20 protein-coding genes are annotated in these 22,060 nt (G+C 60.8%); 16 read left to right on the top strand and 4 right to left on the bottom strand.

Going from position 1 to position 22,060, the window contains the following annotated elements:
* Position 1 precedes the first annotated feature (1 nt).
* From DNK10_RS23655 to DNK10_RS23580, 16 genes are all read left to right on the top strand, one after another.
* Positions 2-1,369 carry a sensor histidine kinase gene (locus tag DNK10_RS23655; protein WP_131193234.1) on the top strand — a complete coding sequence of 456 codons (1,368 nt, stop codon included), beginning with the start codon at positions 2-4 and terminating at the stop codon, positions 1,367-1,369.
* A gap of 466 nt (positions 1,370-1,835) precedes the next feature.
* Positions 1,836-3,911, top strand: a complete 2,076-nt coding sequence (locus tag DNK10_RS23650; RefSeq protein WP_131193233.1) for a TonB-dependent receptor domain-containing protein — start codon at positions 1,836-1,838, stop codon at positions 3,909-3,911.
* Between the two features lie 121 nt (positions 3,912-4,032).
* Positions 4,033-5,313, top strand: a complete 1,281-nt coding sequence (locus DNK10_RS23645; protein ID WP_244216309.1) for a class I SAM-dependent methyltransferase — start codon at positions 4,033-4,035, stop codon at positions 5,311-5,313.
* Positions 5,314-5,386: 73 nt separating this feature from the next.
* Positions 5,387-6,280, top strand: a complete 894-nt coding sequence (locus DNK10_RS23640; protein ID WP_208738862.1) for an alpha/beta hydrolase — start codon at positions 5,387-5,389, stop codon at positions 6,278-6,280.
* Positions 6,280-6,576 carry a DUF3649 domain-containing protein gene (locus DNK10_RS23635; RefSeq protein WP_131193230.1) on the top strand — a complete coding sequence of 99 codons (297 nt, stop codon included), beginning with the start codon at positions 6,280-6,282 and terminating at the stop codon, positions 6,574-6,576. Before DNK10_RS23640 ends, DNK10_RS23635 begins: the two co-directional genes overlap by 1 nt.
* 4 nt (positions 6,577-6,580) lie before the next feature.
* Positions 6,581-8,167, top strand: coding sequence for a PepSY-associated TM helix domain-containing protein (locus DNK10_RS23630; protein WP_131193229.1), 1,587 nt, complete (start codon positions 6,581-6,583; stop codon positions 8,165-8,167).
* On the top strand, positions 8,164-8,490 hold the full coding sequence (locus tag DNK10_RS23625; protein ID WP_242675211.1) for a DUF3325 domain-containing protein: 327 nt from the start codon (positions 8,164-8,166) through the stop codon (positions 8,488-8,490). The genes DNK10_RS23630 and DNK10_RS23625 overlap by 4 nt, the downstream gene beginning before the upstream one ends.
* Positions 8,491-8,653: 163 nt before the next feature.
* Positions 8,654-9,589: an ABC transporter substrate-binding protein gene (locus DNK10_RS23620; RefSeq protein WP_131193228.1), complete on the top strand. Its 936-nt coding sequence runs from the start codon at positions 8,654-8,656 to the stop codon at positions 9,587-9,589.
* Positions 9,586-10,599 (top strand): FecCD family ABC transporter permease, encoded by a 1,014-nt coding sequence (locus DNK10_RS23615; RefSeq protein ID WP_131193227.1) that lies wholly within the window; start codon positions 9,586-9,588, stop codon positions 10,597-10,599. Before DNK10_RS23620 ends, DNK10_RS23615 begins: the two co-directional genes overlap by 4 nt.
* Entirely contained in the window at positions 10,596-11,660 is a 1,065-nt protein-coding gene (locus tag DNK10_RS23610) for a FecCD family ABC transporter permease (RefSeq protein WP_131193226.1), read from the top strand. The genes DNK10_RS23615 and DNK10_RS23610 overlap by 4 nt, the downstream gene beginning before the upstream one ends.
* Positions 11,661-11,700: 40 nt before the next feature.
* Complete coding sequence (locus tag DNK10_RS23605) at positions 11,701-12,519, top strand: ABC transporter ATP-binding protein (RefSeq protein ID WP_131193225.1); 819 nt, start codon at positions 11,701-11,703, stop codon at positions 12,517-12,519.
* A 205-nt stretch (positions 12,520-12,724) separates the two neighbouring features.
* Entirely contained in the window at positions 12,725-13,630 is a 906-nt protein-coding gene (gene cysM, locus DNK10_RS23600) for a cysteine synthase CysM (protein WP_165496027.1), read from the top strand.
* Positions 13,630-14,979, top strand: a complete 1,350-nt coding sequence (gene rlmD, locus DNK10_RS23595; RefSeq protein ID WP_131193223.1) for a 23S rRNA (uracil(1939)-C(5))-methyltransferase RlmD — start codon at positions 13,630-13,632, stop codon at positions 14,977-14,979. The genes cysM and rlmD overlap by 1 nt, the downstream gene beginning before the upstream one ends.
* Before the next feature lie 179 nt (positions 14,980-15,158).
* Positions 15,159-17,405: a GTP diphosphokinase gene (gene relA / locus DNK10_RS23590; RefSeq protein WP_131193222.1), complete on the top strand. Its 2,247-nt coding sequence runs from the start codon at positions 15,159-15,161 to the stop codon at positions 17,403-17,405.
* A 59-nt stretch (positions 17,406-17,464) separates the two neighbouring features.
* On the top strand, positions 17,465-18,292 hold the full coding sequence (gene mazG, locus DNK10_RS23585; protein WP_131193221.1) for a nucleoside triphosphate pyrophosphohydrolase: 828 nt from the start codon (positions 17,465-17,467) through the stop codon (positions 18,290-18,292).
* A gap of 79 nt (positions 18,293-18,371) precedes the next feature.
* Positions 18,372-18,911, top strand: a complete 540-nt coding sequence (locus DNK10_RS23580; RefSeq protein WP_131181135.1) for a DUF2058 domain-containing protein — start codon at positions 18,372-18,374, stop codon at positions 18,909-18,911.
* A gap of 57 nt (positions 18,912-18,968) precedes the next feature.
* Here DNK10_RS23580 and DNK10_RS23575 read toward each other — a convergent pair whose 3' ends face one another.
* From DNK10_RS23575 to purM, 4 genes are all read right to left on the bottom strand, one after another.
* The gene (locus tag DNK10_RS23575) at positions 18,969-19,151 is read right to left on the bottom strand and encodes a hypothetical protein (RefSeq protein ID WP_131193220.1); all 183 of its coding nucleotides are present in this window, start codon (positions 19,149-19,151) and stop codon (positions 18,969-18,971) included.
* A 381-nt stretch (positions 19,152-19,532) separates the two neighbouring features.
* The gene (locus DNK10_RS23570) at positions 19,533-20,249 is read right to left on the bottom strand and encodes a DUF3108 domain-containing protein (RefSeq protein WP_131181133.1); all 717 of its coding nucleotides are present in this window, start codon (positions 20,247-20,249) and stop codon (positions 19,533-19,535) included.
* Positions 20,234-20,920 carry a phosphoribosylglycinamide formyltransferase gene (gene purN / locus DNK10_RS23565; protein WP_131193219.1) on the bottom strand — a complete coding sequence of 229 codons (687 nt, stop codon included), beginning with the start codon at positions 20,918-20,920 and terminating at the stop codon, positions 20,234-20,236. Before purN ends, DNK10_RS23570 begins: the two co-directional genes overlap by 16 nt.
* Entirely contained in the window at positions 20,920-21,978 is a 1,059-nt protein-coding gene (gene purM, locus DNK10_RS23560; RefSeq protein ID WP_131181131.1) for a phosphoribosylformylglycinamidine cyclo-ligase, read from the bottom strand. The genes purN and purM overlap by 1 nt, the downstream gene beginning before the upstream one ends.
* Positions 21,979-22,060 lie beyond the last annotated feature (82 nt).

Below are 22,060 nucleotides of genomic sequence, written 5' to 3'. Positions count from 1 at the left end.
GGTGCCGGGCCGGCATTCGCTGTTCTGGAAGCTGGTCGTCGGGCTGGCGCTGTTCTGCCTGCTGATCGTCAGCCTGCACGTGGATCTGGACAAGCGTGTTTACGACTCGATGTCCACCTTGTCCGAATCCGGCCGGCGCGCGCTCACCGAGTTCGCCCGGGAGGCTGAGGTCGCCTGGAAGGAGCGAGGCACGGCGGGGCTGGATGATTTCCTTCTGCAACTGCGTGAACGCGAGCAGGTCTGGGCCGTGGTGGTCAACGACCATCATCAGTCGCTGTCTTCCCAGCCCCTGACCGCAGCGGAGGGGCTGCGCCTGGATTTCGTGCGCAGCCTCGACTGGAAGGTCGGGCGGCCAGGTGGGCGGCCGACCTTCTATGTGCCATTCAGCGACAGCCACATTCGCCTGGTGATGGAGCTGCCACCGCGGCTGGATCCGCGTTACTACAAGCCGGTTTGGGAGTTTTTCCTGCAGAAGGTGCTCCCCGCTTCACTCGCCTTTTTGCTTGGTGTTCTGCTGTACCGCCTGTTCATCGCACCCCTGGTGATTCTGCGTCGCCAGGCCAACACCCTGAGCGCAGGAGACCTGAGCGCCCGTGTCGGCCCACCAGTGGCTGCGCGCAAGGATGAGCTCGGCGAACTGGGGCGCGCTTTCGACCATATGGCCGAACGTTTGCAGGGTACCGTTGCCTACCAGCGACGCCTGCTGCGCGACCTGTCCCACGAACTGCGCACCCCGCTGAGCCGCCTGCGAGTCGCCGCTGACGGGGAAAGCGATCCGCAAGCGTTGCGCCAGCGCCTGGATCGGGAAATCACCATCATGCAGCGCTTGGTGGAAAACTCCCTGGAGCTGGCCTGGCTGGATTCCGAGCGCCCACAGTTCGCCCGCGAACCGATCCGCCTGGTGCAGCTCTGGGACATGCTGGTCGAGGACGCCTGTTTCGAGACGGGCTGGTCGAGCGACCAGTTGCTGTTCCAGGTGGATGAAAGCTGCCTGGTTGCCGCCAACCTGACCAGCCTCGCCCAGGCCCTGGAGAACCTGTTGCGCAACGCCATCCGCCATTCACCAGCCGACGGCAGCGTACGTTTGCTGGGAGAGCTGGAAGGGGAAAACTGGCACCTTCGCCTGGTCGATGACGGGCCGGGCATCGATGCCCGCTACCTGGAGACCATCTTCGAACCCTTCGCGCGTCTGGACAGTGCTCGCCCCGGCGATGGCGGTTTTGGTCTCGGCTTGAGCATAGCCCGTAGCGCCATCGCCTTGCAGGGCGGCCGTCTGTGGGCGCAAAGCCCGCCCGGGAGCGGTCTGCAAATGCATCTGCTGCTACCGGCTGCCAGTTTGTCAGGACAAGTATGTATAGAATGTAAATGAGATTTACTCTTATTTGCATTGATGTACCATTCCCACCTGCTGCGAAGCGCGGTATGGGTGGAAAGCCTGTTCTCAGAGCGGTTTTATTTAGTGGTTGCCTGTTGCTCCATATTTTTATCCGGCGTATTGGATGCAAGTTACCTGATGACGAATACAAGCGTTAGGTGATTAAGCTTTATGCCAAAATTAGATAGTAATTTTGCTGCTCCTGCGCAAAGTATTGAGTGATATTAAACTTGGGTGGTTAACTAATTACCTAGGTACAGGTTCGCTTACGTTGAAATAATCAAGCTGCAGATTTTCTTCTGTAGGGGTAAGTGGCCGTTCTTGGGCTTCCATTAATAAAATTGCTTGATAATTGGGTTGGGTTGTTCGGATGTAGTGTCTGGGTAACTTGCCGCTTTGGTATTTTTGTATTGACGTCCTGAACATCCAAATCGACAGTTTTTATATGGAGATCGGAAACATGTCTCGCAATGCTCGTCAGGTTACAGCAAGTTCGCAACCACAGTTTAATAAAACACTCTTGGCAGTTGCCATGGCTTCCATTGCCATTTCTGCAGTAGCGGATGACGGGGTGGATATTGGGCCGGTGGTAGTGTCTGCTACTGGCTTTGAACAGAGCATTAAAGACGCACCTGCTACGATTTCCGTAATCACCGCAGAAGAATTAAAGAAAAAATCCTATACTGATGTTACCGACGCCCTTAAGAATGTTGCAGGTGTACAAATTTCTGGGGGGGGCGTTGAACAGTCCATCATGATTCGCGGCATGACCTCGGACTATACTTTATTTCTGATCGATGGTCGTCCTGCACAGTCTAACGACGCCTTTGCTTTGAATGGTGCGCAGGCGGGAAATCCTGTTAATTTCCTACCACCGATTGAGGCTATTGAGCGTATCGAGGTAATACGGGGGCCGGCATCGTCATTGTATGGCTCCGATGCCATGGGCGGTGTAATCAATATTATTACAAAAAAGGTTCATAATGAGTTTGGCGGTAGTGTCACCGTTGAATACATGACGCCTCACAAGTCCAATGATGTAAATGAAAGTGGCTACCAAACTAGCGCGTATGTGAATGCTCCGTTAATAAAGGATGTTCTGTCACTGCAGGTGACAGGGGCTTTTCAGCATCAAAATGAAAGTGAGTTTGTTGGCGGCGGTGACAGTGCGGCTTCAGAGCCGAAGTATAGAAAGAAAAATGCGGGCGCTAAACTGGGATGGAATCTCAACGATGATAACGTGATTACTCTGGGGTATACTGAGACCAATCAACAGCGCTGGCATAATCCGGGTAGAAGCTTGGCTGAAAGCGATAGTGCTAGCTACAATCGCTCCATCAAGAAAAATTATTATCTAACCCATGAGGGAAATTTTGATAATCTGCTGTTGAATTCATACCTGAATTATGATCGGTCGGAAAATCCGACGCGTGTCAACGCAACAACCGGTAATGGCCTTGAGTATGATGTTGTTACGGCTAATAGCCAAGCCAGCTATTTCTTTGATAATCACACTGTTACTGGTGGGCTTACCTACAAGTATGAAGAGCTACGTGATGGTGCCTCTAACGGCTTGAGAGAACCGGTAGTTCCTGATGCTAATGCGGTCGTCGAAATGAATCGTTATCAGAATTCGATTTATTTAGAAGATGACTGGAGTTTGACTGATGATCTGAAACTCACCCTCAGCGGCCGTTACGATGATAATCAAGCCTACGGCGGTCATTTCAGTCCGAAGGTTTATGCTGTATATCACCTGAATAATAATTTTACAGTAAAAGGTGGTATCACATCTGGCTATAAAGCTCCTACGTTGCGCCAAAGCGCAACCGACTATGGCGCGACTTCCATGGGTGGGGTTGTGATCGGCAACCCTGCATTGGAACCGGAAACCAGCCTCAACCGTGAGATTGGTATTGCCTATGAAAATTTTGATCTGGGTCTGAATACCAGTCTGACTGCTTATGTCACGGATTATAAAGACAAGATCAACCGCACTGGGCGCGTATGTGAGGCGAACGTAGAGTGTGTTTATAATGGCACAACATACCCAGCTCATATGTATGGCTACACGGCCTATGAAAACGTTGATGAAGCTGAATTGAAGGGGATCGAATTTACACTCGATTACCTGATTTTAGATAATTTGAAATATCGCCACAGTTATACCTACACCAGTACGGAACAAAAGACAGGCACCTATGCAGGTGAGCCCTTGAACGATGTTGCCAAGCATATGTTCAACGTTTCCTTGGATTGGGACGCGACCGATAAGCTCCTGCTGTGGACGCAGTTGAACTATCGTGGTGAAACCTCGGGCCGTTGGCAGACGGGCACAAGTGGTTCTGGTACTAATGGTATTAAGTATCCTTCTTACACCTTTGTTGATATAGGTGTGGCTTATAAAGCGACCAGGGATTTAACGTTAAAAGCTGGCTTGTATAATGTGGCCAATAAGGAAGTCACCAATGAGGAAGACTACTCGTCGGTTCTCGATGGCCGCAGGATGATTTTTGCATTGACCCAGCGTTTTTAGGCTCTATGCATAAATGAGCTTCCCCTGCCTGGGTGCAGGGGAAGCTTTTTGCGTGATAGACAGGCTTTCCTTGTCTTAGATTGGTCGAGGTTGATGTATGGTTCGTAAGGATGGGTATGTAATGGACGTTGCGTATCCAGCTCATTTTAATAAAGAAATACAACCCGTATGGTTGGCCAGTGTTGCTAATTTTTTGGGTTCGGTTGCCCCTGATATTCAAATGCCTTATTCATATTGTGAGTTGGGCTGTGGTGTCGGTATTGATTTGCTTGTTGCTGCAGCTACAAATCCCAAGGGGAAATTCGTAGGTGTGGATTTCAATGAAGAACATCTGCGCTTGGCAAGAAATGCTGCGAATGTGCTTGAACTGAAAAATGTTCGTTTTATACAGGCTGATTTTGAGTCTTTTGCACGGCAAAATAATATGCTTTTTGATTTTGTTGTGCTTCATGGTGTTTGGTCGTGGGTGGCACCCAAATATCAGAAAAGTGTTTTGCAAATAGTGGCAAAGTCATTGGCTCCGAATGGTATTTTTTATCTTCATTATATGTGTCATCCTGGTGCGACGCATCTGATATCTGCGCAGAAGCTTATAAATGATTTGTCGCATTGCTTGGTAAGTGGCTCTGAGCAGAGTGTCCAAGCAGGGCTTGATTTGCTAAGTGCCCTGGATGAGGTTGGGGTGTTTGCAGATCAGCCGAAGTTGAAGGCCCATTTACAAGTTCTAAGAAAAAAGAATGCTGCCTATCTCGCTCATGATTTTTTAACAGATTATTGGAGGCCACAGCATTCAGTTGACGTACATAAACTGGTGGCGCAGGCCGGTGTGAGCTATTTGGGGAGTGCTGACCCTTATGAAAACCAAGATGCATTATCAATTCCGGGCGGCGTTCAGCCACTTCTAACAACGCTGCCTTCGCCTGCGATGCAGGAGATGGTAAAAGATCTGGCGAGAGGCCAGCACCAACGTAAAGATATATATCAGCGAGGCGCACGATCCTTATCTCCACAAGAGCATCTCGAACACTTGGATTGCATACGGTTTCAGTTACTGCCGGCTGCTCCGCGCTCAGGGGGAGTTAGGTTTTCTACCCCAATAGGAGTGATTGAGGGACCTGCGGCAGTTTTTGATCCTCTGCTTCAGGTCTTGGCCAAAGGAGCAGCGTCATTCTCTGAACTTCGTCAGCAGCCAGCGTTCACGGGAGAGCCGGGTATATTGTTGCAAGCGTTACAGATGCTCATGTGGCGGGGCAATGTGCATCCATTGCGCCCAGAGCAACAAGAGGCACCTTGCACCGATAATCTCAAGCAGTGGCTATGCGCAAACAACATAGATTTAGATTTGGTGCCCGAGTGCGGAACTGCATTCACTGAAAGGGGGAGGGCTTGGCATGGTGGCTAAGGCCTTGATCACATTCAATGTGAAGCGGTGGGGGATTATCGTCATCGTTTTGATGAGCATGACAGGTATAGCAATGGCCCGACCTGATCTTTCGCAACCCGTGGGGCCTACCCTGGCCGATAGTGGTTCTGCCTATTACCGGTTTTCCCGCTTCGAACTGGACTCGGCCGATAGTCAGCGCCATTACCGTATATGGATCGCCGAGCCGAAGCGTGCCGCGTCTGCTGGCGGTCGCCCGGTGATCTATCTGCTTGATGGCAATGCTGCACTGGCGACTCTGGATGAGCCTCTGCTGGCGGAGCTGGATGGCCACGAGCCGCCGGTGATAGTGGCGGTCGGTTATGCCACCGACCTGCGTTTCGATACGACTGCCCGTGCCTATGACTACACGCCGCCTTTGCCCGGCGGTAAGCCCGTGATCGACGATATTGCGCGCGAGCGTAAGGGTGGTGGTGCGGATGTTTTCCTCGATCTGCTCGAGCAAAAGATCAAGCCGCAGGTCGAGACACGGATCAGTGTCGATCCGCAGCGGCAGATTCTCTGGGGCCATTCCTATGCGGGGCTTTTTGCGCTGCATACTTTGCTCACACGCCCGAAAAGCTTCCAGACCTATATCGCTGCCGATCCTTCGATCTGGTGGCAGAACGGTTTCATTCTCGAGGAAGAGAAAGCCTTCAAAGGCCCGAGCTCTCCCGTACGACTGATGCTGATGAGAGGGATGGCCGAGCGTCAGCGCGATAATGGGGACGCGACGTCCGCGGTGGTTCGCGCCCGTCAGCAGGCAGCGGCTGCCGTGCCGCCCGATGCTGCGGCACGGATGGCCGAACGCCTGGCTGCCTACCCCGCCATGCAAGTGAGTTACCGCGAGTTTGCCGATCTCGGCCATGGCCCGATGTTGCCCGCTTCGCTGATCGAAGCGCTACGCATGGCGGCTGGTGCCGTACAGAACGACAAAGGAGGCCAATGATGGCCGCTGGAAAGTCCGCCCGCCAGAGCGGTGCATGGCGGGGCGTGGTGTCGCGGGTGCTGGCTGCGATCCTTGGTGGTTATGCCGTGGCCTATGCCTTCACCGCTGCGCTGGCGCGGCTGTTGCCGCTGGCCAAGGTCGATGCGCTGATCGTCGCCAGCCTGCTGTCGTTCGCCATCTATACCCTGGCCATCCTCTGGGCTTTCTGCGCGGCCAGTGCCTGGCGCGCCTGGGCGGGCATGGGCGTGGCGTTGCCGTTGGCGGCTATCGGCTTCTGGCCATGGGCTGGAGCCTGAACGGATGAAAGCGCAGACCCTTACCCAATCGATGGCCTGGCTGCACACCTGGGCCGGGCTGATCTTCGGCTGGCTGCTGTTCGCCATTTTCCTCACCGGAACCCTGGCGGTGTTCGACAAGGAAATCGGCTACTGGATGCAACCCGAGCGGCGTGCCGCCGGGGTCGATCAGGCGCAGGCGGCGCAAGTCGCGCTGGCCTACCTGGGCGAGACGGCGCCGCAGGCGCGAACCTGGAACATCGGCCTGCCCAGTGTGCGTTCGCCGGGCCTGCAGGTATCCAGTGGCGAGGGGCGACGGGGTGGCGGACAGGTGCTCGACCCGCTTACCGGCGAAACCTTGCAGCCGCGCGAGACGGCGGGGGGCAACTTCTTCTTCCGCTTCCACTTCACCCTCAACATGCCGCGCAACCTGGGGATCTGGGTGGTCGGGCTGGCGGCCATGGCGATGTTGGCGACCCTCGTCAGCGGCATCGTCATCCACAAGAAGTTCTTCAAGGAGTTCTTCACCTTCCGCCCGGCCAAGGGCGCCCGCTCCTGGCTCGATGCGCACAACGCCAGTGCCGTGCTGGTGCTGCCCTTCCACCTGATGATCACCTACACCGGCCTGGCGATCTTCTACCTCGTCTATATGCCGGCCGGGGTACAGGCGCTCTACCAGGACGACCGCCAGGCGCTGTTCGCCGATATGGGCTTCCAGCAGCGTGGCGAGGCCAGGGGCGAAGGGCGTGGCCGGGGCGAGGGCGGCGCCGAGCGTGCTCCGGCGACTGCCGTGCCGATGCTGCCCATTGGGCACTTCATCGCCGCGGGCGAGGCTCATTACGGCAAGGGCGCGCTGGGTTCGCTGAGTATCAGCAATCCTGGCCGAGCCGATGCCCAGGTGGCGGTCAGCCCGGTGCTGGGCAATCGTATCGAGCTGACCAAGGGCGAACGCATGCTGTTCAATGGCGTGACCGGCGAGTTGATACAGGCGCCACCCCCTTCGCGTGCCAGCGTGCTGACCCAGCGGGTCATGGCCGGCCTGCATTTCGCCCAGTTCGGCGGCTACCCGATGCGCTGGCTGTATTTCCTCTGCGGGCTGGCCAGTTGCGCGATGATCGCCACCGGGCTGGTGCTTTTCACCGTCAAGCGCCGGCGTCGGCAGCAGGAACTGAGCCCGGCGACCTACCGGTTGATCGAGGCGCTGAATGTATCCTGTGTGGCGGGTCTGGGCCTGGCTTGCGTGGCCCTGCTGTGGGCCAATCGCCTGGTACCGGCCGAGCTGATCGGTCGTGCCGATTGGGAGGTGCGGGTGTTCTTCGCCGTATGGCTGCTGAGCTTGCCCCATGCATTGTGGCGAGCGCCGCTACAGGCCTGGCGTGAGCAACTGATCGCGGCGGCGCTGTTGTGCGCCGCCCTGCCGCTGCTGGATGCGTTCGGCGCTTCGCCCTGGCTGGATCTGCTGGCCGGCGATGGCATGCGTTTCTGGCTCGACCTCGCGGTGCTCGGCCTGGGCGCGGCCCTGGCCGGTTGCGCCTGGCGCGTGTCGCGTTCGGCTGGCGAGAGCCGGCAGAGGGGGCTGGAAACCCCGCGCGTGGCGCAGGTGAACGGATGATCATGCTCGCCCTGGCGCTGACCCTGAACTATAGCGGCATGGCGCTGCTGTGCCTGGGCCTGGCCCGTCATTACAAACAGATCGGGGCCAAGGCGCCGCCGGCACATTTGCTGCGCGCCTTGCGCATTGGCGGATGGCTGGCGCTGGCGCTCGGTTTCTGCGCCAGCGCGCAGGCCTGGGGCTGGGCGATGGGATCGGTGGCCTGGTGCGGCCTGGCCTCGCTGGGCGGCCTGCTGGTCGCCTTGCTGCTGCCCTACCGACCGCGTCTGGCGTTGAACCTGGCGGGGCTGCCCGTGCCGCTGGGCCTGGCGCTGCTGCTGTGATCGCAGTGTCCGGTAACAAATGACGAGCGTGCAGCCCTGATGGGGAACATGCGAAAATCCGCTTTTGTCGTGACAGGGCCACTCAGCCCGTGGGCGATGGGGCGGAGCTGATTGCGCCGGTTTGTTGGCCGGCATTTGCTCATAGGTAGAGAAGGATATGCTCATGAATTTCACGATTTCCACTTGCACCCGCCGCCTGGCGCGCACGCTGGCCGTTGCCGGTCTGATCAGCCTGGCGCCGTTGGGGCTGGCCGTCGCCGAGTCGCGCATGATCGATACCGCCTTTGGCGAGGTCGAGCTGCAGGGGACGCCGCAGCGGGTGATCACCCTGGGCGAGAATCCGCTGGACGTCGCCCTGTCCCTCGGCGTGCAGCCGCTGGGCAGCGTCGCCACCCGGGGCGGCAATGACGTGTCCGCCTATCTCAAGGACAAGGCCGGGGCCATTCGAGTGGTCGGTACCGCCCGTGAAACCAACCTGGAGTCGGTGTTCGCCCTGCAACCCGATCTGATCCTGGCGTCGCCGGAGCTGGACAAGGATCAGTACCAGAAACTCAGCCTGATGGCGCCGACCATCGTGCCCAAGGGCAATTCGTTCCAGGACTGGCGTGTCAACGTCGAGCTCTATGGCCAGGCCCTGGGCAAGGGCGCCGAGGCCAAGGCCGCGATTGCCGCCATCGACCAGCGCATCGACGCCCTCAAGGACAAGGTCGAGCCGGGCCAGGTGGCGTCGGTGGTGCGCTGGAATCCCCAGGGCCCGGGCGTGATGTCCAGCCACCTGTTCGTCGGCCAGTTGCTGGCGCAGCTCGGTTTCAAGAGCACGGCGATGGCCGAGGCGTTGACCACGAAACCCCATAGCGATGCCCTGAGCCTGGAGAACCTGTCGCGCATCGATGGCGACTGGCTGTTCCTCGCCACCCTCAACCCCGATGGCGCCAAGGCGCTGGAGCAGGCCCGTCAGCAACCGGCCTTCGCGCGCCTGAACGCGGTCAGCAGTGGCCATGCCGTCAGCGTCGACGGGCAGATCTGGAGCAGCGGCAGCGGCCCGTTGGCCGCGCAGGTCATCCTCGATGACGTGGAGAAGGCCTTGTCCGGTCAATGATTGCAGTGGGGAAGGGCGCGCGCCTGTCGCTGTCGCGGGCATTGGCGCTCTGTGTCGGCCTGCTGTCGGCCCTGTGCCTGGCCAGCCTGCTGATCGGTGCGGGCGAGGTCGGTGTCCTGCGCAGTGCGCAGGCGCTGTTTGCGACGGCCGATGGCGAGGCCCGTTTCGTGCTCTTCGAACTGCGCCTGCCACGTACCCTGCTGGGCGTGCTGGCGGGTGTGGCCCTGGGCGCGGCGGGGGTGGTGCTGCAGTCGGCCACGCGCAACCCGCTGGCCGAGCCGGGCCTGCTCGGTGTCAGTGCCGGAGCATCCTTTGCCGTGGTGCTGGCGATCAGCCTCGGCGCCAGTGCGGCGACCCTGAATCTCGGCGTGGCTATCGGCGGCGCCATGGTCGGTTGCCTGCTGGTGTTGCTGGTCACCCAGGTGCGCGGTGTCGGTGACGATCCGGTGCGCCTGGTGCTGGCCGGCGCGGCGTTCTCCGGGATTCTCACCGCCATCAGCACGCTGATCCTGCTGCACGATCAGCGCAGCGCCGACGAAATCCGCTTCTGGATCATCGGCGCGCTGGCCGGCAGGCCACAGGACGTGCTGACCTGGAGTACGCCGGGCCTGCTGCTCGGTCTGGCGATCCTGCTGCCGCTGATCCGGCCGCTGTCGGCCCTGGCCCTGGGCGAGAAAATGGCCACCGGGCTGGGCCATCACCCGGCGCTCACGCGCCTCGGTGCGCTGCTCGGGGTCGCCGTGCTGGTCGGCACGGCAACGGCGGCGGCGGGGCCGATCGCCTTCGTCGGCCTGGTGGTGCCGTTCGTGGCCCGGCGCCTGGTGGGGCCGGACATTCGCCGTACCATCGGCCTGTCGTTGCTGCTCGGGCCAAGCATCATCCTGTTCGCCGACATCCTTTCGCGCCTGCTGGTCAGCCCCTATGAACTGCCGATTGGCGTGGTGACCGCACTGATCGGCGCACCGGTGCTGATCGCCGTGGTGCGCAGCCACAGGCTGCCGACCCTATGAATAGCCCGGCTTCCTCGCTGCCTAAGGCACCGAACGGTTATTGGCTGCTGGCGTTCGGTTCGTTGCGCGTGTTGCTGAATCGGCGCGGTGTTTTTGCTGCGCTGGGGCTGTCGGGCGCAATCTTGATCATTGTCGGCATCAGCCTGGCATCCGGTGCTGCCGGCTTGTCCCCGTGGACGGCGCTGGCGGCTGCTTTCGGGCAGGGCGAGCCGATGCATGTGTTTCTGGTGCAGGAGTTGCGCCTGCAGCGTCTGATCGCCGGACTGCTCACCGGTGCGGCGTTCGGCATTGGTGGCTGCCTGCTGCAGACCCTGGCGCGTAACCGCCTGGCCACACCGGGAGTGATCGGTATCGACGACGGCGCTACCGCCTTCGCCGTGGCTTCCATCGTTGCGGTGCCCACGACCCTGGCGCCTTCCGCGCTGGCGCTGACCGGTGCAACCACCGCGGCCGTGCTGGCTTTCGGCTTGAGTGCCGGTGCCGGTGCCCGCGGCTATCGTTTCATCGTTGTCGGTATCGCCGTTGGCGCGGTGTTCGGCGCGCTGACCAACCTGATGCTGGCGCGCGCCGATATCGATGCCGCCAACGTGGCCTATCCCTGGACGGTCGGCAGCCTCAACGCGCGGCCGGCGCTGGCCATCTGGCTGTTGGGCATCGGCTTGATCCTGTGCCTGCCGCTGGTCAAGTACCTGGCTCAGCGCCTGGAACTGATGCGCTTTTCCGACAGCGTGGCCGTAGGCCTCGGTGTGCGACTCAAGGCCATGCGTCTGCTGACCCTGATCACCACGGTACTGCTTACCGCGCTTGCCGTGGCGGTGGCCGGCCCGGTAGGCCTGGTCGCGCTCGCCGCACCGGAGATGGCCCGTTATCTGAGCGGCCATCGTGGCGTACCCGTGCTGTGTTCGGCCCTCGCTGGCGCGCTGCTGATGACCAGCGCCGACTGGGTCGGGCGTACCTGGCTGGCACCCATCGAAATTCCCGTCGGGGTGATCACCGCCGTGGTCGGCGGACCCTACTTGCTGTGGATCCTGTTGCGCCAGCCGTCGCGCAGACTGACATGAAAGGCCGCCCGAACCTGGCGGCCGCTGTGGATATGAGCCGATGACCACCTCCAACCTGTTCGCCACCCGGCCCGAGGCCGAGGTCACCCTGCACGCCGAGAACCTGAGCCTGGGTTATCCCCATGCGGCGATTATCGAAGGGTTGTCGCTGCGCATTCCGCCTGGGCAGGTCACTGCTATCGTCGGCCCCAATGGTTGCGGCAAGTCGACCCTGCTGGCCGGGCTGTCGCGCCTGCACAAACCGACCGCGGGTGCGGTGCTGCTCAATGGCCGGGCCATCGGCAGCCTGCCGTCCAAGCAAGTGGCACGGCAACTGGCGCTGCTGCCCCAGGATGCCACCGCACCCGACGGCCTGACCGTATCCGAACTGATCCGCTTCGGCCGGCAGCCGCATCAGAGCCTGCTGCGCCAGTGGTCGGCAGAAGATCAGGCCATCGTCGAAGAAGCGTTGCGCGTGGCCGATCTGCAGTCACTGGCCGAGCGCCCGCTGGAATCGATGTCCGGCGGTCAGCGCCAGCGTGCCTGGATCGCCATGGCGGTGGCCCAGCAGACGCCGCTGTTGCTGCTCGACGAGCCGACCTCGGCCCTGGATCTCGGCCACCAGATCGAGGTCTTCGAGCTGATTCGCGATCTGGCCTCGGTCGGCAAGACCGTGATCATGGTGGTGCATGACCTGTCCAGCGCCTGCCGCTACGCTGATCACCTGGTGGCGATGAAGGCGGGGGGTATCGTCGCCGAGGGCGCCCCGGCCGATATCGTCACGCCGGCGCTGGTCGAGGAGCTGTATGACGTGCGTTGCACGCTGATGCGTGACCCGGTCAGTGGCACTCCGGTGATTGCCGGTGTCACACGGCGTTAACAGGCCCTAGATCAATCCGTTATCAGCTTAGATCGGCTTGTTCGCAGGCCTAGCTTGCTGACGCTGGAAAGCTGGTAGCAAGGGCTCCGCGACGGCTGATGAGGCGCCTGGGCAGAACGTGAACTCGTGCAGTCGGTAGTAGGGCTCGCGCCGTTTTGCCGGTATCATGGCCGCCCCCTGCAGCCGTCTGGACTCGATCGACGCTATGACCCCGCAATACCCTACGATCGCCGAATGCGTCGGCAACACGCCCCTGGTTCGCCTGCAACGCTTGCCTGGCGCGACCAGCAATACCTTGCTGGTAAAGCTCGAAGGCAACAACCCGGCCGGTTCGGTGAAGGATCGTCCGGCGCTGTCGATGATCGCCCGTGCCGAACTGCGCGGTGATATCGCGCCCGGCGACACGCTGATCGAGGCGACCTCGGGCAACACCGGTATCGCCCTGGCGATGGCTGCGGCGATCAAGGGTTACAAGATGATCCTCATCATGCCGGACAACTCCAGTGCCGAGCGCAAGGCAGCGATGACCGCCTACGGTGCCGAGCTGATCCTGGTGAGCAAGGAGGAGGGCATGGAGGGTGCCCGTGATCTGGCCCTGGCCATGCAGGCCGAGGGGCGTGGCAAAGTACTCGACCAGTTCGCCAACGGCGACAATCCGGTTGCCCACTACACCAGCACCGGCCCGGAAATCTGGCGCCAGACGGACGGGCAGATCACCCATTTCATCAGTTCCATGGGTACCACCGGCACCATCATGGGTGTGTCGCGTTACCTCAAGGAGCAGAATCCCGGCGTGCAGATCATCGGCCTGCAACCGATGGAAGGTTCGGCGATTCCCGGTATTCGTCGCTGGCCGGAAGAATACCTGCCCAAGATCTTCGAAGCCGAGCGCGTCGATCGCATCGTCGACATGGCGCAGACCGAGGCCGAGGACGTGATGCGGCGTATGGCGCGCGAAGAAGGCATCTTCTGTGGCGTGTCCTCCGGCGGCGCTGTCGCGGCCATGCTGCGCCTGTCCCAGGAGTTGGAAAATGCGGTGCTGGTCGCCATCATCTGTGATCGCGGCGACCGCTATCTGTCCACTGGCGTGTACGACGCCACGGAGAACTGATGGCCCGTAAGAACGGCGGCTTGTGCTTCCAGCCCAGCGGCGGCACGCGTGCGGCTCAGGTGCCGGTGGGCAAGAAGCAGCGCCTGAAGGTCGAGCGCCTGGCCAACGATGGCCGTGGCATCTCCTTCATCGAAGGCCGTACCTGGTTCGTCAGCGGCGCGCTGCCCGGCGAGGAGGTCGAAGCCCGCGTGCTCGGCGCCCGTAGTCAGGTGGTGGAAGCGCGTACCGAACGTGTGTTCCAGGCCAGCCCCGGCAGACGTGACGAGCCATGCGTGCACGCCCGCGTCTGTGGTGGCTGCAGCGTGCAGCACATGCCGCACGGTGAGCAACTCGCTTTGAAACAGCGGATGCTCGCCGACCAACTCGAGCGCCTGGCCGGGTTGCAGCCCGACGCCTGGGCCGAGCCGCTGACCAGCCCCGAGTTCGCCTATCGCCGCCGCGCCCGCATCGCCGTGCGCTGGGATATGCGCAACAAGCGTCTGGAAGTCGGCTTTCGCGCCGCGGCCAGTCAGGACATCGTCGCCATTAGTGATTGCCCTGTGCTGGTCGAGCCGCTGCAGCCGATCCTGCGCGCCTTGCCGGCGCTGCTGAGTGGCCTGCAGGCGCCACGTGCGATTGGCCATGTCGAGCTGTTCCAGGGCACTGCCAGCGCCGTGCTGGTGCGTCACACCGAAACCTTGGGCGAAGTGGATCTGGCTCGCTTGCAGGCATTCTGCTCGGTGCAGCGCGCTCAGCTGTGGCTGCAGGGCGAGGGTGAACCGCAACCGGTAGGCGCCGCGCAGCAGCTGGGCTACCGCCTGGACACCTGGAATCTGCAGTTGGCCTATCGACCTGGCGACTTCGTGCAGGTGAATGCCGCCGTCAACGAGTCGATGGTGGCCCAGGCCTTGCAGTGGTTGGCGCCGCGTAGCGACGAGCGGGTGCTCGATCTGTTCTGCGGCCTGGGCAACTTCGCGTTGCCGCTGGCCCGGCAAGCACGTGAAGTGATCGCCGTGGAAGGTGTGCAAGCCATGGTCGAGCGCGCGGCAGGCAATGCGCGGGACAACGACCTGGCCAATGCGCACTTTTATCAGGCTGACCTGTCCAAGCCGCTGGCTGAGGCAGGCTGGGCCGTGGGTGGTTTCGATGCCATTGTGCTCGATCCGCCGCGCGATGGTGCGCTGCAGGTGGTTCAACAGATAGCCAGTCTCGGGGCCAATCGCCTGGTCTATGTATCGTGCAATCCGACGACCCTGGCGCGGGACAGTGGCGAATTGTTGCAACAGGGTTATCGATTGAAAAAAGCCGGTATTCTGGACATGTTTCCGCAAACGGCGCATGTCGAAGCGATGGCGCTGTTCGAACGTTAAGATCCTGTTCGGAGTCTGCTGAGCATTGCCACATCGGCCGGCTCGCCAGGTTCCAGGATGTAGATGGATAATAAGTGCAGTGGTGCATAGGGATTGCGCCGATGTGGTCAAACCGACCGGCTCGCAGAAGTCTGGCGACATTCAGCGGGGCACGCCCCGCGGTAGGGAAGGTAAGCAAGATGGTTCAGGTTAGAGTGCACCAGCCCATCAACGATGATGGCAGTATCAATCTCGAGGCCTGGCTGGAGCACGTAACGAGTGTCGACCCCGCACTCGATCACGATGCCCTGCGCGACGCCTGCGAATTCGCCCGAGCGGCCGAACAGCAGGCCAACGCGGCGCAGAATCTGTGGACTGAAGGTGCATCCAGTTTCAGTGCCGGGCTCGAGATCGCCGAGATCCTCGCCGACCTCAAGCTCGATCAGGATTCCCTGGTCGCCGCGGTCATCTACCGCGGCGTACGTGAAGGCAAGATTCCTCTGGCTGACGTCCGTCAGCGTTTCGGCCCGGTCGTAGCCAAGCTGATCGAAGGTGTGCTGCGCATGGCCGCCATCAGCGCCAGCCTGAATCCGCGTGGCGAGTCCATGGTGCTTGGCTCCCAGGCCCAGGTCGACAACCTGCGCAAGATGCTGGTCGCCATGGTCGACGATGTGCGTGTCGCGCTGATCAAGCTGGCCGAGCGTACCTGCGCGATCCGCGCGGTGAAGGACACAGACGAGGAACGTCGCCAGCGCGTCGCCCGCGAAGTCTTCGACATTTACGCGCCTCTGGCCCACCGTCTGGGCATCGGGCATATCAAATGGGAACTGGAGGATCTGTCCTTCCGCTACCTCGAGCCCGAGCAATACAAGCAGATTGCCAACCTGTTGCACGAGCGCCGGCTGGATCGCGAGCACTACATCAATGAAGTGATGGAGCAACTGCGCGAGGAGCTGGAAGCCACCGGCATCAAGGCCGATATCAGCGGCCGGGCGAAACATATCTATTCGATCTGGCGCAAGATGCAGCGCAAAGGCCTGCAGTTCAGCCAGATCTATGACGTGCGCGCGGTACGTGTGCTGGTGCCGGCGGTGCGCGATTGCTACACCGCGCTGGGTATCGTGCACACGCTGTGGCGGCACATTCCCAAGGAATTCGACGACTACATCGCCAACCCCAAGGAAAACGGCTACCGCTCCCTGCATACAGCCGTATTGGGGCCTGAAGGCAAGGTACTGGAGGTACAGATTCGTACTTCCAACATGCACGAAGAGGCCGAACTCGGCGTCTGCGCCCACTGGCGCTACAAGGGAACCGACGTCAAATCCGGCTCCAGCCATTACGAAGAAAAGATTTCCTGGCTGCGTCAGGTGCTGGAATGGCACGAGGAATTGGGCGATATCGGTGGGCTGGCCGAGCAGCTGCGCGTCGATATCGAACCGGATAGGGTCTATGTCTTCACGCCCGACGGTCATGCCATCGACCTGCCCAAGGGTGCCACTCCGCTGGATTTCGCCTATCGCGTGCACACCGAGATTGGCCATAACTGCCGTGGCGCCAAGATCAACGGCCGCATCGTGCCGCTTACCTACAGTCTGCAAACCGGCGAGCAGGTGGAGATCATCACCAGCAAACAGGGCACGCCGAGTCGCGACTGGCTGAACTCCAACCTGGGTTACATCACCACCTCGCGGGCGCGGGCGAAGATCGTTCACTGGTTCAAGCTGCAGGATCGCGACCAGAACGTCGCGGCCGGCAAGGCGATGCTCGAACGGGAACTGGCGCGGGTGGCATTGCCGCCGGTGGATTTCGACAAGCTCGCCGAGAAGGCCAATCTGCGCACCGCCGAGGATATGTTCGCGTCCCTCGGTGCCGGCGACTTGCGCCTGGCGCAACTGATCAACCTGGCGCAGCAACTGGTCGAGCCCGAGCGCGGAAACGAGCAGCTCGAGCTGATTCCACGCAAGGCGCAAGGTTTCAAACCGGGCAAGCGCGGCGATATCCAGATTCAGGGCGTCGGCAACCTGCTGACGCAGATGGCCGGCTGCTGCCAGCCGCTGCCGGGCGATCCCATCGTCGGTTACATCACCCTGGGGCGTGGCGTCAGCATCCACCGTCAGGACTGCGCGGCGGTGTTGCAATTGGGAGCACGCGAGCCGGAACGGATCATTCAGGTCAGTTGGGGGCCGGTGCCGGTACAGACCTATCCGGTGGACATCATCATTCGCGCCTACGACCGCTCCGGTCTGCTGCGCGACGTGACCCAGATGCTGCTCAACGAGAAGCTCAACGTGCTGGCGGTCAACACCCATTCGAACAAGGAAGACAATACGGCGTCGATGTCGCTGACCGTGGAAATTCCGGGGTTGGACGCACTTGGTCGTCTGCTCGGGCGCCTGTCGCAGTTGCCCAACATCATCGAGGCGCGTCGCCACCGGGCGCCTTGAACCGCTAGACAGGCGTGAGGCGCATCCGTGTCTCACGCCTGCATCGACGGGAACATTCCATGTACCAACTCAACGATCTGCTAAACCTGATGGCCCGCTTGCGCGACCCGCAGTATGGCTGCCCCTGGGATTTGCAGCAGTCCTACGCGAGCATCGTGCCGCACACCCTCGAAGAAGCCTACGAAGTGGCGGACGCCATCGAGCGTGAGGCATTCGCCGAACTACCCGGTGAGCTCGGCGACCTGCTGTTTCAGGTGATTTACTACAGCCAGTTGGCCAAGGAAGAAGGGCGCTTCGATTTCGCCAATGTGGTCGATGGCATCACCCGCAAACTGGTACGCCGTCATCCCCATGTATTTCCCGATGGCGATCTGTACGGCCCGCTGGATCAGTCGCGGCTGAGCGAGGTCGAGGTCAAGCAGCGTTGGGAGGCGATCAAGGCCGAGGAGCGGGCTGAGCGTTCAGCGGCGCCGCAGCAATTGTCATTGCTCGACGATGTGCCGAACGTGCTGCCAGCCCTGAGCCGTGCCAAAAAGCTGCAAGGCCGTGCCGCGCGGGTCGGCTTCGACTGGCCGGATGCGCTGCCGGTGTTGGACAAGGTGCGCGAAGAGCTGGATGAAGTGCTCGAAGCGATCAGCGAGAACGATCCGCAAGCCATCGCCGAGGAAATTGGCGACCTGCTGTTCAGTGCCACCAATCTGGCACGGCACCTGAAGGTTGACCCGGAAGCGGCGTTGCGGGCGGCCAATGGCAAATTCGAGCGGCGCTTTCGTTTTATCGAGCAGGCATTGCGCGAAGTGGGGCGCCCCATCGAGAATTGCACACTGGACGAGCTTGACGCCCTGTGGGGCGAGGCCAAGAAACACGAGAAGCAGCGAGGCTGCTGAGCCAGGGCGGCACAGGCGCCCTGGATTGATCACGATGGGCGTGCCCCATCCCATTAAATTGTCTGCGGATAGGTAGGTTATGGCGATTTCATTACGTGACCAGCTGCTCAAGGCCGGACTGGTCAACGAGAAGCAGGTCAAGCAGGCCAGCAAGCAACAGCAGAAGCAGCAGCGTCTGGTAAAAAAAGGTCAGGCCGAAGAGGACAATTCCGGGCAGTTGGCCGCTCAGCAGGCCAAGGCCGAAAAAGCCATCCGCGACCAGGAGCTGAACCGCCAGCAGCAGGAAAAGGCGGAGCAGAAAGCCCGCGCTGCGCAGGTCAAGCAATTGATCGAGATTTCCCGGTTGCCCAAGCTGACCACCGAGGACTACTACAACTTCGTCGACGACAAGAAGGTCAAGCGCCTGTCGGTCAATACGCTGATGCGCGACAAGCTCAGCCGTGGTTCCCTGGCCATCGTGCGCCATGGCGGCGGTTATGAAGTGATTCCCCGCGAGGCTGCGCTGAAGATTCAGGAGCGCGATCCCCAGCGCATTCTGCTGCTCAACACGCCAACCGAAGCGGCGGATGAGGATGATCCGTATGCGGCCTATCAGGTGCCTGACGACCTGATGTGGTAAACAGCGCGTTATTCAATAAAAAGCCCGCGATCAGCGGGCTTTTTCTTTCGATTCCGATTATTGCGAGTGGGCTACATCGGTGGCTGTCAGCTCCGCCTGGTAGGCGATGGCTTCTTCCTTGGAGGGGAATATGCCGACCAACTGGTCGTTCTGGTGTACGTCCCAGATCCGCTTGCCCTCGGCCTGGGCCTCATGGGACATATGGTGTTCGTCACGCTCGGTCACTACTACTACGCTCATTCTTATTTCTCCAGTTTTGCCGGATAAATGCGGCGCAAGGTGTTTGAGTTCGTGCTTAGCCTGCTAAGCAACGACGGCTATCACTGTAGTAATTAGTTACAAGTTCCGCAAGAGGGACAATGCGGCCAGTTGCAAGCATGGGCACGAACCCAAGGCACGTGCCGATAAATGCCCGAGATGACGGCTACGAGGCGATAGCATCCGTAGGGTGGATCGGGGCGCGTAGCTGACGCTCTTTTCATCCACCATTCATTGCGATTGCGATTGCGATTGCGGAGCGGTGGATGGGGCGGGCCGCTTCCCCTTCTTGCTGCCCTGATTCTGCGGGCAAGAAAAAGCCGGGCATGCCCGGCTTACTGGTGGCGGAGGCTGGTCAGACGGTCAATCGCGGCGACCTTCGACTGTTTTGCCATCGACCGTGCCCGACTTGAGCATGATCTGGTATTCCTTGCCGTCCTTCTCTACCTGGTGCAGACGTACCAGAAGGTGATCCCAGTCCTTGGCGAACCAAAGGATGGTCTTGCGGTTGCTCTGAGTCGGATCGCGTACGCGCTCGACCTTGATCGAGTCGATCAGGCCGGCCTTGGTGCGTACCACTTCCTCGCCCAGAACGCGGAAGTCGTAGGTTTCGATTTCGTCTCCGTCGACCACCTGATAGCTCATGCTTTTCTCGCCAGCCGCGACGTCGTGCTGCAGGGCGAGCTGGTAGGTCGACTTGTCCTGCATGCCGCGGTTGAGGGGGAAGCGCACGGGATCGCCGCGGTCGCTGCCGATCACCTGTTTCTGCGACCAGTCGAAATCGAATTCGACATCCTTGCTCTTGCCCAGGCCGCTGCGCTCGAACTTGTAGCTTTGCGGCAGGAAGGCATCGCCCTCGACCGTGAAGGTGCTCTGCTCGGTCAGGCCGGCGACCAGCATGGAGGCTTTGAAGACCAACTGCCAGCGCCCGTCATCGAGCTTCTGCAGGTTGCGTTCGGCCGAGCCGCTGACCGGTACCTGTTTCCAGTCGGCGGTATAGCTGGCGGAGAAGGGCTTCGGCTCTTCGGCGAGGGCAGGCAGGCTGAACAACGCCAGGGCTAACATTAGGGCGCGGCGCATGGAGTCTCCTTGCTGTTGATGAGGTAGCCGGTAGCCGGCAGTGGATTACCGTCGAGCAGCGGGCCCGAGTCGCCGAGGCGCAAACGGCCTTCGGCAAACCAGCGGATGGCGAGCGGATAGATCTGGTGCTCCTGCACGTGAACCCGCTGCGCCAGACTGGCGGCAGTGTCTTGCGACTGTACCGGGATTACTGCCTGTACGACCAGAGGGCCACCATCGAGTTCCTCCGTCACGAAGTGCACGCTACAGCCATGCTCGGCGTCTCCGCCTTCCAGCGCGCGCTGATGGGTGTGCAGGCCTTTGTGACGGGGCAGCAGTGATGGATGAATGTTCAGCAGGCGTCCGTGGTAGTGGCGCACGAAAGCAGGCGTGAGGATGCGCATGAAGCCAGCCAATACCACCAGCTGCGGCGCGAAGGTGTCGATGGCCCGTATCAGCGCCTGATCGAAGGCCTCGCGCCCGTCGTAATCGGCATGTTCGAGAACGCAGGTGGCGATGCCTGCATCTCGCGCTCGTTGCAAGCCGTAGGCGTCGCTGCGATTGGCGATCACCGCGGCGACGTGCACCGGGCTTTTGCCATCGCCAGTGCCATCGCCGGTACTGTCGATCAGCGCCTGAAGATTGCTACCGGTGCCGGACAGCAGCACCACAACGTTGCAGGGTTGCGGCATCAGTGGCTTTTCAGGTTGTTCAACACGACGCGCTCGGCGCCCTCGGCGGCTGCGGCGATCTGGCCGATGACCCAGGGTTGCTCGCCAGCGGCACGCAGTGCCTGCAGTGCGACTTCAACCTGTTCCTGGGCCACGCAGATGACCATGCCCACGCCGCAATTCAGCACGCGGTGCATTTCGTGTTCGTCGACATTACCTTTTTCCTGAAGGAAGTCGAATACCAGCGGACGCTGCCAGCTGGCCACATCGATCACTGCCTGGGCGTTGTCCGGCAGCACGCGTGGGATGTTGTCGAGCAGGCCGCCGCCGGTGATGTGGGCCATGGCCTTGACCGCGCCGGTGTCCTTGATCAGCTTGAGCAGCGGTTTGACGTAGATACGCGTCGGTGCCATCAGCAGGTCGGCCAGCGGCTTGCCATCGAGCTGAGTATTCTCGATGTCGGTAGCGGACACTTCGAGGATCTTGCGGATCAGCGAGTAGCCATTGGAATGCGGACCGGAGGAGGGCAGCGCGATCAGCGCGTCGCCAGTGGCGACCTTGGAGCCGTCGATGATTTCTGCCTTTTCCACGACGCCAACGCAGAAGCCGGCCAGATCGTAGTCTTCGCCTTCATACATGCCGGGCATTTCAGCGGTTTCGCCGCCAACCAGCGAGCAGCCGGCCAGCTCGCAACCGGCGCCAATGCCGGTGACCACGGTGGCCGCGACGTCGACGTTGAGCTTGCCGGTGGCGTAGTAGTCGAGGAAGAACAGCGGCTCGGCACCGCAGACCACCAGGTCGTTCACGCACATGGCCACCAGATCCTGGCCGATGCTGTCGTGCTTGTTCAGGTTCAGTGCCAGGCGCAGCTTGGTGCCCACGCCATCGGTGCCGGATACCAGCACAGGTTGTTTGTAGCCGGCCGGGATCTCGCACAGGGCGCCGAAGCCACCCAGGCCACCCATGACTTCAGGACGGGCGGTGCGCTTGGCTACGCCCTTGATGCGCTCGACCAGGGCCTCACCCGCGTCGATATCTACACCTGCGTCCTTGTAGCTGATGGAGGGTTGCTTGCTCATAGATCCAGGCCTTTGGAAGGGGAAAAGTCGGAATAGCACCGGCCCCTCGGGGCCGTTCTGCGAAGGCGCGCGATTTTATCAG

This window comes from Phytopseudomonas daroniae (genome assembly GCF_004327275.1).
Lineage (GTDB): Bacteria > Pseudomonadota > Gammaproteobacteria > Pseudomonadales > Pseudomonadaceae > Aquipseudomonas > Aquipseudomonas daroniae.
The sequence above is the reverse complement of the archived record's forward strand: the minus strand, read 5'-3'. Positions and strand labels throughout refer to the sequence as shown.